12 protein-coding genes are annotated in these 13,009 nt (G+C 65.1%); 7 read left to right on the forward strand and 5 right to left on the reverse strand.

All coding sequences use genetic code 11. The features are described 5' to 3' along the window. The first annotated feature begins 11 nt into the window (after window positions 1-11). Both choX and ABWY06_RS16070 read left to right on the forward strand, forming a co-directional pair. On the forward strand, window positions 12-938 hold the full coding sequence (choX, locus tag ABWY06_RS16065) for a choline ABC transporter substrate-binding protein (protein WP_353926560.1): 927 nt from the start codon (window positions 12-14) through the stop codon (window positions 936-938). Window positions 939-1,041: 103 nt separating this feature from the next. Continuing rightward, entirely contained in the window at window positions 1,042-2,610 is a 1,569-nt protein-coding gene (locus tag ABWY06_RS16070) for a SulP family inorganic anion transporter (RefSeq protein WP_353926561.1), read from the forward strand. 25 nt (window positions 2,611-2,635) lie between these two features. On the opposite strand, the gene aroE is transcribed toward ABWY06_RS16070, so the two are convergent. After that, on the reverse strand, window positions 2,636-3,460 hold the full coding sequence (gene aroE, locus ABWY06_RS16075; protein WP_353926562.1) for a shikimate dehydrogenase: 825 nt from the start codon (window positions 3,458-3,460) through the stop codon (window positions 2,636-2,638). A 181-nt stretch (window positions 3,461-3,641) separates the two neighbouring features. After that, complete coding sequence (hemF, locus tag ABWY06_RS16080; protein WP_353926563.1) at window positions 3,642-4,559, reverse strand: oxygen-dependent coproporphyrinogen oxidase; 918 nt, start codon at window positions 4,557-4,559, stop codon at window positions 3,642-3,644. Between the two features lie 156 nt (window positions 4,560-4,715). On the opposite strand from hemF, the gene ABWY06_RS16085 reads away from it, so the two are divergent. Then, on the forward strand, window positions 4,716-5,693 hold the full coding sequence (locus ABWY06_RS16085) for an NADPH:quinone reductase (RefSeq protein ID WP_353926564.1): 978 nt from the start codon (window positions 4,716-4,718) through the stop codon (window positions 5,691-5,693). A 71-nt stretch (window positions 5,694-5,764) separates the two neighbouring features. Here the strand turns inward: ABWY06_RS16085 and tsaC are convergent, their stop codons facing one another. From tsaC to ABWY06_RS16100, 3 genes are all read right to left on the reverse strand, one after another. Next, the gene (gene tsaC / locus ABWY06_RS16090) at window positions 5,765-6,322 is read right to left on the reverse strand and encodes an L-threonylcarbamoyladenylate synthase type 1 TsaC (protein WP_353926565.1); all 558 of its coding nucleotides are present in this window, start codon (window positions 6,320-6,322) and stop codon (window positions 5,765-5,767) included. Between the two features lie 89 nt (window positions 6,323-6,411). Continuing rightward, window positions 6,412-7,530 (reverse strand): DNA-processing protein DprA, encoded by a 1,119-nt coding sequence (dprA, locus tag ABWY06_RS16095; protein ID WP_502948212.1) that lies wholly within the window; start codon window positions 7,528-7,530, stop codon window positions 6,412-6,414. A 101-nt stretch (window positions 7,531-7,631) separates the two neighbouring features. After that, window positions 7,632-8,657: a LysM peptidoglycan-binding domain-containing protein gene (locus ABWY06_RS16100; RefSeq protein WP_353926567.1), complete on the reverse strand. Its 1,026-nt coding sequence runs from the start codon at window positions 8,655-8,657 to the stop codon at window positions 7,632-7,634. 151 nt (window positions 8,658-8,808) lie between these two features. On the opposite strand from ABWY06_RS16100, the gene def reads away from it, so the two are divergent. The 4 genes from def to trkA are packed head-to-tail and all read left to right on the forward strand — an operon-like array spanning window position 8,809 to window position 13,004. Then, window positions 8,809-9,315: a peptide deformylase gene (gene def, locus ABWY06_RS16105; protein WP_353926568.1), complete on the forward strand. Its 507-nt coding sequence runs from the start codon at window positions 8,809-8,811 to the stop codon at window positions 9,313-9,315. A gap of 42 nt (window positions 9,316-9,357) precedes the next feature. Beyond that, window positions 9,358-10,308, forward strand: a complete 951-nt coding sequence (gene fmt, locus ABWY06_RS16110) for a methionyl-tRNA formyltransferase (protein ID WP_353926616.1) — start codon at window positions 9,358-9,360, stop codon at window positions 10,306-10,308. Next, the gene (rsmB, locus tag ABWY06_RS16115) at window positions 10,305-11,618 is read left to right on the forward strand and encodes a 16S rRNA (cytosine(967)-C(5))-methyltransferase RsmB (RefSeq protein ID WP_353926569.1); all 1,314 of its coding nucleotides are present in this window, start codon (window positions 10,305-10,307) and stop codon (window positions 11,616-11,618) included. The genes fmt and rsmB overlap by 4 nt, the downstream gene beginning before the upstream one ends. Window positions 11,619-11,630: 12 nt before the next feature. Further along, window positions 11,631-13,004, forward strand: a complete 1,374-nt coding sequence (gene trkA, locus ABWY06_RS16120; protein WP_353926570.1) for a Trk system potassium transporter TrkA — start codon at window positions 11,631-11,633, stop codon at window positions 13,002-13,004. Window positions 13,005-13,009: the final 5 nt, after the last annotated feature.

Genomic DNA, 13,009 nt, shown 5'->3' on the forward strand with positions numbered 1-13,009 from the left:
AGGGGCATCGCATGAAAAGCTTATCCGCAGTGGTATTGGCCGGCGCCGGCTGGCTGGCGCTGAGTGTTCTACCCGCCCAGGCCGAGAGCAGTTGCAGCACGGTCAAGATGGCCGACCCGGGCTGGAGCGATATCGCCGTCACCAACGGCGTCACGGCCTTCCTTCTGGAGGGCATGGGCTATCAGGCGAAGATCGACACCCTGGCCGTGCCGATCATTTTCGGTGGCCTGAAAGACGGCCTGGTGGACGTCTTCCTCGGCAACTGGATGCCCGCGCAACAGGGCTTCTACGACAAGTTCGTGGCCACTGGCGACGTCACCCAACTGGCGAAGAACCTGCAGGGCACCGAATTCACCCTGGCGGTCCCCAGCTACGTATACGACGCCGGGATCAAGAGTTTCGCCGACCTGAACAGCCAGGCCGACAAGTTCGACAAGAAGATCTATGGCATCGGCGCCGGCGCGCCGGCCAACGCCTCGTTGCAGGAGATCATCAAGAAAAACGAGTTCGAGCTGGGCCAGTGGAAGCTGGTGGAATCCGGCGAGCAGGCGATGCTGTCCGAAGTGGCCCGTGCGGTAAAACGCGAGCGCTATATCGTCTTCCTCGGCTGGACGCCGCACCCGATGAACGTGCAGTTCAAGATGAACTACCTCAAGGGCGGCGAAGCCTATTTCGGGGCGACCGGCAGCGTGCATACCCTGACCCGCAAGGGCTACAGCGAAGCCTGCCCGAATGTCGGCAAACTGCTGAGCAACCTGAGTTTTACCCAGGAGATGGAAAACAGCATCATGTCGACGCTGGTGGACAAGAAGACCAGCAATGGCGACGCGGTCAAGGCCTGGATCAAGGCCAACCCCGCGGTCCTGGATCAGTGGCTCAGTGGGGTGAAAACCCTCGACGGCGGCGATGCCCTGGCGGCGGTCAAAGCGAAACTCTGAGCAGGGTCGTGGCGGTCCCGGGCAACGCCCCGGGAACGCGCGCCGCCTGATCCCCTTTCCAGGCCCGCTGGCGCTGCCAGCGGACCTGTCACCGAGAGCCCCCATGCGCTGGCCCGACCGCCTGATGCTTCTGCCCTTTCTCGCCTGGCTGCCGCAGCAAACGCGCGCCAGCCTGGGCAGCGACTTCCTGGTGGGCCTGAGCGGGGCCATTCTGGCGCTGCCGCAATCGATCGCCTACGCCCTGATTGCCGGCCTGCCCGCCGAGTACGGCCTCTACGCGGCCATAGTGCCGGTGCTGGTCGCTTCGCTGTGGGGCTCGTCCTGGCACCTGATCTGCGGCCCGACCGCGGCCATTTCCATCGTCCTGTTCGCCAGCGTCAGCCCCCTGGCGCAACCGGCCAGCCAGGACTACGTGGCCCTGGTGTTGCTGCTGACCTTTCTCGCCGGCCTGTTCCAATGGCTCCTGGGCCTGCTACGCTTCGGCGCTCTGGTCAATTTCGTTTCGCACTCGGTGGTGCTCGGCTTCACCCTGGGCGCCGCCACCGTTATCGCCCTGGGCCAGGTACCCAACCTGCTCGGACTCGACCTGCCGAGCCAGAGCACGGCCCTGAACGGCCTGTCCAACCTGCTGCTAAACCTGAACGGGCTGCACTGGCCCTCGCTGCTGGTGGCACTGGCCACCCTGGCGGTAGCGCTGCTGGTGCGGCGGCTCTGGCCGCGGGTGCCGGCCCTGCTGATGGGCATTATCGCCGGTGGGCTGCTGGTGATGGCGTTGCCCCAGTACCTGGCGCAGGTGCGACTGGTGAACACCTTCAGCGGTCGCCTGCCGCCGTTCAGCCCCCTGCAGCTGGACCTGGAAACCCTGTTGCGTCTGCTGCCCGCCGCGGTCGCCTGCGGCATGCTGGGCCTGGTCACCAGCCTGTCGATCGCCCGCGCCCTGGCGAGCAAGTCCCAGCAGCTGCTCGATGCCAACCAGGAAGTCCGCGCCCAGGGGTTGTCGAACATGCTCGGCGCCTGGTTTTCCGGCTCGCTGTCAGCGGGCTCCTTCACCCGCTCGGCGCTCAACCTGCAAGCGGGGGCACGCTCGCCGCTGGCCGGGGTGTTTTCGGCGCTGCTGGTGGCCCTGTTCGCCTGGTTCGGCGCCGCCCTCATCGGCCATATTCCGCTGCCAAGCATGGCCGCCAGTATCCTGCTGATCTGCTGGGGGTTGATGGACCTCAAGGCCATCCGTGCCCTGCGCCGGGTCAGCCATTCGGAATTCCTGGTGATGCTGCTGACGCTGTGCGCGACCCTGCTGCTGGAACTGCAGACCGCCATCTACGCCGGGGTACTGGCGTCGCTGTTTTTCTACCTCAAGCGCACCTCGCAACCGCGGGTCAGCCAGTGGCGCGAAGGCGAGGACGAATGGCTGCGCGTCGAGGGCTCGATCTTTTTCGGCGCCTGCCACTACCTGCAACTGCGCCTGCAGCGCAGCCAGGGTGCGCGGGTGATCATCGACGCTCACCATGTCAATTTCATCGACTATGCCGGCGTCGAGATGCTCCACCAGGAAGCCCGTCGCCTGCTCGTCCAGGGGCGTCAGTTGATCCTCAGGCGCGCACGACCCCAAGTGCGCGACGAGCTGCTCAAGCTCGAAGGCCTCGAGCACTGCCCACTGCAGTTCGAAGAATGAAAGCAGTGGCGGCGGGACGGTCTCGTTAGCCCGTCGCCAGCTGCCTGCGCAACTCGGCCAGTACCGGGGTGGTGTCGGGGCGTACACCGCGCCAGAGATAAAACGCCTCCGCCGCCTGTTCGGCGAGCATGCCGAGGCCATCCAGGGTCCGCGCCGCACCCTGCTCCGCGGCCCAGCGGTTAAACGCCGTGGGGGCCTTGGCGTACATCATGTCGTAACAAAGGGTATGCCCCGGCTGGATCAGGCTCGCGGCAATGGGCGGCACCTCGCCGCCCAGGCTGGCGGAGGTGGCGTTGATGATCAGGTCGACCGGCGCGTCGAGCCAGTCGAAACCGCTGGCCGCCAGCGGCCCCAGGTCGGCGAACTGACGCGCCAGCAGCTCGGCTTTCTCCACGGTGCGGTTGGCGATCACCAACACCGCCGGTCGTTCGGCCAGCAGCGGCTCGAGCACGCCACGCGCGGCGCCGCCGGCCCCCAACAGCAGGATGCGGCGACCCGCCAGGCTGAAACCGGCATTGACCACCAGGTCGCGGACCAGCCCGGCGCCATCGGTGTTATCACCCAGTAGCGAGCCGTCGGCCCCGCGGCTCAGGGTATTGACCGCCCCGGCACGTTCGGCCCGCGGGCTCAGGCGGTCGGCCAGGCGATAGGCCTGCTCCTTGAACGGCAGCGTGACGTTGGCCCCCAGGCCTTGGCGAAAGAAGGCCCGGGCAAACCCCTCGAAGTCATCCAGGGGCGCCAGCAAGGTCTCATAGCGCACCGCCTGGCCGGTCTGTTCGGCAAACAGGCGGTGGATCAACGGCGACTTGCTGTGGCCGATGGGATTACCGAATACGCCGTAGCTGTCCATAAAAACCCTGTGTCGATAACGCTGATGTTATCCGGCTACAAAACTTCAAAATGTGCGCTGAACGCGTCGAGAGTGAAGGCAAGGCAAGGCAAGGCGAAAGCGGACGAGGAAGCTGAGTTTACTGCAGTAAATGAGCATTCCGAGTTCGCTTTCAACGCAGCATCGCCGAACGCAACAGCGTTCAGGGTAAATTTGAAAGCCAGTCGCGGTCGGTCAGGAAATACTCGGTCAGGCGCGCCTCTTCGCTGCCCGGCGCCGGTTTCCAGTCGTAGCCCCAGCGCACCTGGGGCGGCAGCGACATCAGGATCGACTCGGTGCGCCCCCCGGACTGCAGGCCGAACAGCGTACCGCGGTCGTAGACCAGGTTGAACTCGACATAACGGCCGCGGCGAAACGCCTGGAATTCGCGCTGCTGCTCGCTGAACGGCAGGTGCTTGCGGCGCTGCACAATCGGCAGGTAGGCCTCGATATAGGCGTCACCGATGGCGCGCAGGAAGGCGAAACTGGTGTCGAAGTCCCATTGGTTCAGGTCGTCGAAGAACAGCCCGCCGATGCCCCGGGGTTCGCCCCGGTGCTTGAGGTGGAAGTAGCTGTCGCACCAGGCCTTGTAGCGCGGGTAGACCTCGGCGCCGAAGGGCGCGCAGGCACGCTCGGCGACCCGGTGCCAATGCACGCAATCTTCTTCCACGGCGTAGTAGGGCGTCAGATCGAAGCCGCCGCCGAACCACCAGACCGGCTCTTCACCCTCCTTCTCCGCGCTGAAAAACCGCACATTGGCGTGGGAGGTCGGGATATGCGGGTTAACCGGGTGAATCACCAGGGACACACCCAGTGCTTCGAAACCGCGCCCGGCCAGTTCCGGCCGGTGGGCACTGGCCGACGGCGGCAGGCCGCTGCCGAAAACATGGGAAAAATTCACCCCGCCTTTTTCGATCAGTCCACCGTTTTCCAGCACCCGCGTCCGGCCACCACCGCCGGCCGGCCGCTGCCAGGCATCCTCGACGAACCCGGCACCACCGTCTTCCTGGTGCAGCGCGGCGCAGATACGGTCTTGCAGGTCCAGCAGGTAGGCCTTGACGGCTTCGGTACGGTCACTCACGGGCTCACCTTGAAGGGCAGATCAAACCACGCTTGGCGTGGCCTGCAGGCAAAATAAGGCGCTAAGCATACCACCGGCTGATGCGCCGCCGACTTGACCCGGGGCAAGCGACGCGTTTGCATGGGGGCCTTCCGTCAGCCCCCAGGAGCACCGGTCATGGTCCACCGCATCGAATTCACCGCCCACGGCGGTCCCGAGGTCCTTCAGTACCGCGCCTATGCACCGGTTCAGCCCGGACCGCAGCAGGTGCGCGTGCGCAACCAGGCGATCGGTCTGAATTTTATCGACACCTACTATCGCAGCGGCCTCTACGCCCCGCCGGCTTTGCCCTCGAGCCTGGGCACCGAGGGGGCCGGCATCGTCGAGGCGGTGGGCAGTGCCGTCGAACGCTTTCAGGTCGGCGACCGCGTGGCCTATGCCACCGGCCCCCTTGGCGCTTACAGCGAGTTGCACGTGCTACCGGAAGACAAGCTGATCCGTCTGCCGGACAGCATTGGCTTCGAACAGGCCGCGGCGGTGCTGCTCAAAGGCCTGACCGTGCAGTATCTGCTGCGCCAGACCTATGTCCTGCAGGGCGGCGAGACCGTGCTGTTCCACGCCGCCGCCGGGGGCGTGGGCTCGCTGGCCTGCCAATGGGCCAGGGCGCTGGGGGTCAAAGTGATCGGCACGGTCAGCAGCGCCGAAAAGGCCGACCAGGCTTTGCGCCTGGGCGCCTGGGCCACCATCGATTACAGCCGGGAAGACCTGGTGCAGCGGGTGCTGGACCTGACCGAGGGGCGCAAATGCCCGGTGGTCTACGATGGCGTCGGGCGCGACACCTGGGAGCGTTCGCTCGATTGCGTGGCGCCCCGCGGCCTGCTGGTGAGCTTCGGCAACGCCTCGGGCGCGGTGACCGGGGTCAATCTCGGGGTGCTTTCGCAAAAGGGCTCGCTGTACGTGACCCGCCCGACCCTGGCCAGTTATGCCGACACGCCCGAGCATTTGCAGGCGATGGCCGATGAACTCTTCGCCATGCTCGAAAGCGGCCAAGTGCAGGTGGAGATCAGCCAGCGCTTCGCTTTGCGGGATGCGGCCGAAGCACAACGGGCACTCTCGGCCCGACAGACCACCGGTTCGACGATTTTGCTGCCGTAGGCTGGTGTAGAGCGAAGTGAAACCCTGCTAATTGACCCGCAGGGTTTCGCCAAAAAACGGCGCTACCCAGCCTAAGCCGGCCGCACCACATCACCGCTGATCAGGTCGCGGATCAGGCTGGGGTTCTTGCGCCCGCCCAGGGCGCCGCCGAGCACGGCGTCCAGCTGCCCACGAAAATACTGCTCGACCCGCAACCGGGTGCGCGCCGCCGGGCGTCCGGCCGGATTGGCCGAAGTGGACACCAGTGGGCCGGTCCGGGCACAGAGGGCGCGCACGCCGGGGTGGGCACTGACCCGCAAGGCCACGCTGGCATGCTGCCCGACGATCCAGGCGGGCAGGCGATTCTGGTGGGGTACCAGCCAGGTGTGGGGGCCTGGCCAGGTACTGGCCAGCCGCTCCAGCCAGCGTTCAGGAAACTCATCGAGCAGAAAATCGAACTGGTCAATATGGCCCGCCACCAGGATCAAGCCCTTGGCCAGTGGCCGCTCCTTGATCGCCAGCAGGCGATACACGGCGTCCTCATCCCAGGGGTCACAGCCCAGGCCCCAGACGGCCTCGGTCGGGTAGGCCACCACACCACCGGCGTGCACCGCCCTTGCCACCTGTTGTAGCTGCCACCTGCTGACCATCGTGCGTTCTCCAGATTTATCCTCGGCACAGTGTACCAAGCTCAGTCTGCAGGTCGGCACAACAGCCATGCCCGGTGGGGCGCCGATACTCAGCCGGGTATCCAGGGCCCGGGGCGCAAGCTCCAACACCCTTGCTGCTGCGCCACCTTGCCCTGCAACTCCAACTCGCTGAGTGCCGCCAGCACCTGGGGCAGCGGCAGGCCGCTGGCGGCCGCCAGGGCCTCGCCGGCCTGGGGTGCCGCGGCCAACAGGCACAGCAGCGGGTCGGGCTCCAGTGCCAATGGAGCGGACATCGGCGGCAGCGCCTGCCAACCGCGCAGGGTTTCCAGGATATGCTCGACGCTTTCCACCAGGACAGCGCCCTCGCGAATCAATTGATGGCAACCGCGAGCACCCGGATGATGAATGGAGCCGGGAATCGCATAGACCTCGCGCCCTTGCTCAGCGGCCAACCGGGCCGTAATCAGCGAGCCACTGGAGGGACTGGCTTCCACCACCAGCACGCCCAGGGACAAGCCGCTGATCAGGCGATTGCGCCGGGGGAAATTGTTCGCCTGAGGTGGGCAGTCCAAGGGAAATTCGCTGATCAGCGCGCCGCCCTGTTCGATGATCGCCGCCGCCAGTCCACGATGCTGGCGCGGATACAGCCGCTCGAGTCCGGTGCCCAACACCGCCACCGTGGCGCCGTTCATATCCAATGCCCCCTGATGCGCCGCCGCGTCGATCCCCAGGGCCAAGCCGCTGGTGATTACAAAGCCGGCGGCCGCCAGGCTGCGGGCAAAGGCCCGTGCAGTGTCCAGCCCCGGGCGCGAAGCCCGTCGACTGCCCACCACCGCCAGCTGCGGGCGTTCCAGAATCGCCGGCGCCCCGGCCACGAACAACAGCGGCGGCGCATCCGGTAGCTCGGCCAGCAGTGCTGGGTAAGCCGGGTCATCCCACATCAGCAAGTGTTGATTCGGCTGTTCCAGCCAGCGCAGCGCAGCGCTGGCGCTGTCACGTACCGGCGCGCTGCGCCGGGGCTCGGCACAACTCGATGGCAGCCCCAACGCCAGCCACGCAGCGGCGGGAGCGCTAAGTGCGGCCGCGGCGGTACCAAAAGCTTCGAGCAGGCGATAAAAGCGTCGTGGGCCCAACTGCGGCAGCGCATGCAGACGCAGGCGGGCTTCCTGTTCGGCGGGCGAGACCGCCTGAAATGAAGAATGCGACATGGCGATCATCCTTGATCGGTCGCGCCGCACCAGGCGGCGGTGTTGTGGCGGGATAAAAAAACCCCCGGGTGAGCGGGGGTTCTTGTCCAGCGTAGCGCCGATCAGGGATTGCGGACCTGATCCTTCAACGCCAGTGAGCGAGAGGCATTCAATACCAACCCGTAACTCAGTTTTTCGTAGGTACGGAACACCATCAGCAAGCCGGCACGTTCGTCGGGAATCTTCACTGACTCACCGGTGATGCGATCACGCACCGTTTCGCCGGTCTTGAACACGGCCAATACATTACCCTCGCTCAACCCGTCGCGTTTGCCTCTGTTCAAGGTCACCACGTCGAACTGACCGATCTGGGTCACCCCACGCGGCACGTCGATGATCAGACCGTCGACATCCGCCTCCGGTGCGCTAGGCATGAAGGTCGAATTGATCGCGCGCTCTTCGGTAGGAAACAGGCGGTCGCCCAGACGGACTTCCTGAGTCGAACGGTTCAACTCCAGGGTGGCGATATCGCCCTCGTCGGCCACCACCTCGCCCCCACCGATGTCGTCGGCGTTGATACCGAGGAGTTCATTCGTGTCGGGATCCGTATAGGTTTTGCCCTGACGAAAAATCCCGTACACCTTGTTTTCCGGGTCAAACAAGCCGCGCGCATAGATACGGTCACCCGCGCCGCTGATCACGCGCTCGGCGTTGCCCGCGACGATATAGGGTGCGGCCAGAAACTCTTCGGGCGTGTCCATGATCCGGTTGGCGATGAGAAAACTGTTAATCGCTTCCAACGGGATGGTCGGAATAGCCTCGGCCATCGGGGTGCTGCGCACATTTGGCGTTAATTTGACGGTACCACGGGATTCACCCCGATTGAGCATCAAGCGTGGCTGGCCATCTACATAGACCAAACTCAATTGATCGCCCGGGTAGATCAGGTGCGGGTTTTCCACCTGTGGGTTAGCGTGCCAGATTTCTGGCCACTTCCACGGCTGACGAAGAAACTTGCCAGAAATATCCCAAAGTGTGTCGCCCCTGACCACGGTATAGCGGTCCGGATGACCCTCCTTGAGCTGCACTTCGGCCTGGGCCAAGCCACCCGCGGCGAGGAGTAGCAGGGCGAGTAGTGATTTCCTCATGCGGTGAATCCCTTTATTATGTGTCTTCGCGTGGAGCGCCCTAGCGCCGTGACTTACCCTTGAGGGCACGGCGTGAAGCCGTTTTTCAATGCTGCTCATCATCTTAGCAGCGGATTTTGACTTTATTCCACAAGTGCATCACACAACGCATATGGCAATCCTAAACATCCTTGAATTTCCCGATCCACGTCTGCGTACCATCGCCAAATCGGTGGATGTGGTCGACGACGCCTTGCGCCAGCTGATCGACGACATGTTCGAGACCATGTACGCCGCTCCCGGTATCGGCTTGGCGGCCACCCAGGTCAACGTGCACAAACGTCTGGTGGTGATGGATATCAGCGAGGACAAGAGCGAACCGCGGGTCTTTATCAACCCCGAATTCGAGTTCCTGACCGACGAAATGGAGCAGTACCAAGAAGGCTGCCTGTCGGTACCTGGCTTCTACGAAAACGTCGACCGTCCGCAAAAAGTGCGGATCAAGGCGCTGGACCGCGATGGCCAGCCCTTCGAGTTGCTGGCCGAAGGGCTGCTCGCGGTCTGCATCCAGCACGAATGTGACCACCTCAACGGCAAGCTGTTTGTCGATTACCTGTCGACCCTCAAGCGCGACCGGATCAAGAAAAAGCTGGAAAAGCAGCACCGCCAGCAAGCCTGACCCCTTCGACCCAAGGCTTGCTGCGGCAAGCCTTTTTCTTTTCTGGAGCTTCCCGTGCGCATTGTCTTCGCCGGCACCCCCGCCTTCGCTGCCCAGCACCTGCAGGCCCTGCTGGAACATGGCCTGCAGGTCGTCGGCGTGTACAGCCAACCGGATCGCCCCGCCGGCCGTGGGCAGAAGCTGATGCCCAGCCCGGTCAAGCAACTGGCCCAGCAGCACGGCATCGCGGTTTACCAGCCGCAGACCCTGCGCGATAGCGGGGCTCAGGCCGAATTGACGGCGCTGCAGGCGGACCTGCTGGTGGTGGTGGCCTATGGCTTGATCCTGCCCCAGGCCGTGCTCGATACGCCGCGGCTGGGCTGTATCAACAGCCACGCCTCGCTGTTGCCACGCTGGCGCGGCGCGGCACCGATCCAGCGGGCGATCGAGGCGGGCGATACGGAGTCCGGAGTGACGGTGATGCAAATGGAAGCCGGCCTGGACACTGGACCGATGCTGCTGAAAGTGCACACGCCCATCGCCTGCGACGATACCGGCGGCAGCCTGCACGACCGCCTGGCGACCCTCGGCGCCCAGGCCTTGGTCGAGGCGATCGCGGCTCTGGCGGAGGGCACCCTGGTCGGCGAAGTGCAGGACGATGCACTGGCCACCTACGCGCACAAACTGAGCAAGGACGGGGCCCGTCTGGACTGGAATCGCCCGGCCGTCGAACTGGAACGGCAGATTCGCGCGTTCAACCCCACGCCGGTGTGCCACAGCACCTTGCACGGCGAAGCCCTGAAAGTGCTCGGTGCTCAATTGGGCGAAGGCCAGGGCGAGCCGGGGACCGTGCTCGAGGCCACGCGCGACGGCCTGACCGTCGCCTGCGGCGCAGGTGCGCTGCGCCTGACCCGCTTGCAATTGCCCGGCGGCAAGCCGCTGGCCTTTGCCGACCTGTTCAACAGCCGCCGCGAACACTTCGCCCCGGGTACTCGCCTGGGAGCACCGGCGTGAATCCGCGCCTGGCCGCCGCCCGCGCCCTGGCCACGGTGCTGGCGGGCAAGGCCTCGCTCAACAGTTCGTTGCCCAGCCAGTTGGACAAGGTCGCCGCCCGTGACCGTGGCCTGACCCAGGACCTGGCCTTTGGCACCGCCCGTTGGCAGCCGCGCCTGGCGTTGCTGGCGGACAAACTTCTGGAAAAGCCCTTCAAGGCCGCCGACAAGGATGTCGAAGCCTTGCTGCTGGTCGGCCTCTACCAGCTGCTCTATACCCGTATTCCCGCCCACGCGGCCCTGGGCGAAACCGTTGGCTGTGTCGACAAGCTGAAAAAACCCTGGGCCAAGGCCCTGCTCAATGCCGTGCTGCGCCGCGCACAACGCGAAGGCGCCAGCCTGCTGGCCGAACTGGAGCATGACCCGGTCGCGCGCACCGCCCACCCGCGCTGGCTGCAGAAAGCCTTCAAGGCCCATTGGCCACAGCATTGGGAAGCGCTGTGCGCGGCCAATAACGCCCATCCACCGATGATCCTGCGGGTCAACCGCCGCCACGGCAGCCGGGAGGACTATCTGGCGCAACTGCTGGCGGCAGGCATCGATGCCAAGGCTTGCCTTTACAGCGGCGACGGCATCGTACTGACCAGCCCCTGCGACGTGCGCGAGTTGCCAGGGTTTGCCGAGGGCCTGATCAGCGTGCAGGACGAGGCAGCCCAGCTGGCCGCCGAGCTGCTCGACCTGGCACCGGGCCAACGGCTGCTGGACGCCTGTTGCGCCCCCGGCGGCAAGACCTGCCATGTACTGGAAGCTCAACCCGAGCTGGCCGCGGTGGTGGCGATCGATCTGGAAGCCAAGCGCCTGCTGCGCGTGGAGGAAAACCTGCAGCGCCTGGGCCTGAGCGCCGAGCTGATCGCCGCCGATGCCCGACGGACCGAGCTCTGGTGGGATGGTCAACCGTTCCAGCGCATCCTGCTCGATGCCCCCTGTTCGGCGACCGGGGTGATCCGTCGCCACCCGGACATCAAGCTGACCCGCCAACCCGAGGATATCCTCGCCCTGGCGGTGCTTCAGGGCGAGCTGCTGGACGCCCTCTGGCCGACGCTGGCGGTGGGTGGCGTGCTGCTGTACGCCACCTGTTCGACCCTGCCGACAGAGAACAGCGAAGTCATCGGCGCTTTTCTCCAGCGCACCCCCGGGGCGCGGGAACTGGCGATCGCCGGTCCTTTCGGTCTCGAGCAGCCCCATGGACGCCAGCTATTGACCCAGCCCGACGGCCACGACGGCTTCTATTATGCCAAGCTGATGAAGATCGCCGCCGAACCCCGCGGCTAAGGACACTGCGCGATGAAGATCATCATTCTCGGCGCCGGCCAGGTCGGCGGCACCCTCGCCGAACACCTTGCCAGCGAAGCCAACGACATCACGGTGGTCGACACCGACGGCGACCGCCTGCGCGACCTCGGTGATCGCCTGGATATCCGCACCGTGCAAGGCCGCGGTTCGTTTCCGACGGTCTTGCGCCAGGCCGGCGCCGATGATGCCGACATGCTGATCGCCGTGACCAACAGCGACGAGGTCAATATGGTCGCCTGCCAGGTGGCCTACACCCTGTTCCATACACCGACCAAGATCGCCCGCGTGCGTGAATCGGCCTACTTGACCCGGACCGGCTTGTTCCACAACGACGCCATTCCCGTGGACGTGCTGATCAGCCCGGAACAGGTGGTGACCAACTACATCAAGCGGCTGATCGAATACCCCGGCGCCCTGCAGGTAATCGACTTCGCCGGCGGCAAGGCGCAGCTGGTCGCCGTGCGGGCCTACTACGGGGGCCCCCTGGTGGGCCAGCAACTGCGTCAGCTGCGCCAACATATGCCCAATGTGGATACCCGGGTGGCCGCCATCTTCCGCCGCGACCGGCCGATCCTGCCCCAGGGCGATACGGTGATCGAGGCCGACGACGAAGTGTTCTTTATCGCCGCCAAGGCCCATATCCGCGCGGTGATGAGCGAGATGCGCCGCCTGGACGACAGCTACAAGCGGGTGGTGATCGCCGGCGGTGGGCATATCGGTGAACGCCTGGCCGAGGCCATCGAGAGCCGCTACCAGGTCAAGATCATCGAGATGAGTCCGGCGCGTTGCCGCTACCTGTCGGAAACCTTGGACAGCACCATAGTGCTGCAGGGCAGCGCGTCGGACCGTGACCTGCTGGTGGAGGAGAACATCGCCGACGCCGATATCTTCCTGGCCCTGACCAACGACGACGAAGCCAATATCATGTCCTCGCTGCTGGCCAAGCGCCTGGGCGCGCGCAAGGTGATGACCCTGATCAACAACCCGGCCTATGTCGACCTGGTCCAGGGCGGCGAGATCGATATCGCCATCAGCCCGCAGCTGGCCACCATCGGTACCCTGCTGACCCACGTGCGTCGCGGCGACATCGTCAGCGTGCACTCGCTGCGCCGCGGCGCCGCCGAGGCCATCGAAGCCATTGCCCATGGCGATGCCAAGTCGAGCAAGGTGGTTGGCCGGGCGATCGAGGACATCGCCTTGCCGCCGGGCACCACCATTGGCGCGATCATTCGCAATGAAGTGGTGCTGATCGCCCATGACATTACCGTGATCGAGTCTGGCGACCATGTGATCCTGTTTCTGGTCGACAAAAAGTACATTCGCGATGTCGAACGCCTATTCCAGGTCGGCCTGACCTTTTTCTGATCGAC

It is taken from the genome of Pseudomonas sp., assembly GCF_040514055.1.
Taxonomy (GTDB): Bacteria; Pseudomonadota; Gammaproteobacteria; order Pseudomonadales; family Pseudomonadaceae; genus Aquipseudomonas.

Excerpts from the sequence above, each read along its gene's own strand:
- choX (WP_353926560.1), top strand. The coding sequence starts at position 12 with ATGAAAAGCTTATCCGCAGTGGTATTGGCCGGCGCCGGCTGGCTGGCG.
- ABWY06_RS16070 (WP_353926561.1), top strand. The coding sequence starts at position 1,042 with ATGCGCTGGCCCGACCGCCTGATGCTTCTGCCCTTTCTCGCCTGGCTG.
- aroE (WP_353926562.1), bottom strand. The coding sequence starts at position 3,460 with ATGGACAGCTACGGCGTATTCGGTAATCCCATCGGCCACAGCAAGTCG.
- ABWY06_RS16085 (WP_353926564.1), top strand. The coding sequence starts at position 4,716 with ATGGTCCACCGCATCGAATTCACCGCCCACGGCGGTCCCGAGGTCCTT.
- tsaC (WP_353926565.1), bottom strand. The coding sequence starts at position 6,322 with ATGGTCAGCAGGTGGCAGCTACAACAGGTGGCAAGGGCGGTGCACGCC.
- dprA (WP_502948212.1), bottom strand. The coding sequence starts at position 7,530 with ATGTCGCATTCTTCATTTCAGGCGGTCTCGCCCGCCGAACAGGAAGCC.
- ABWY06_RS16100 (WP_353926567.1), bottom strand. The coding sequence starts at position 8,657 with ATGAGGAAATCACTACTCGCCCTGCTACTCCTCGCCGCGGGTGGCTTG.
- def (WP_353926568.1), top strand. The coding sequence starts at position 8,809 with ATGGCAATCCTAAACATCCTTGAATTTCCCGATCCACGTCTGCGTACC.
- trkA (WP_353926570.1), top strand. The coding sequence starts at position 11,631 with ATGAAGATCATCATTCTCGGCGCCGGCCAGGTCGGCGGCACCCTCGCC.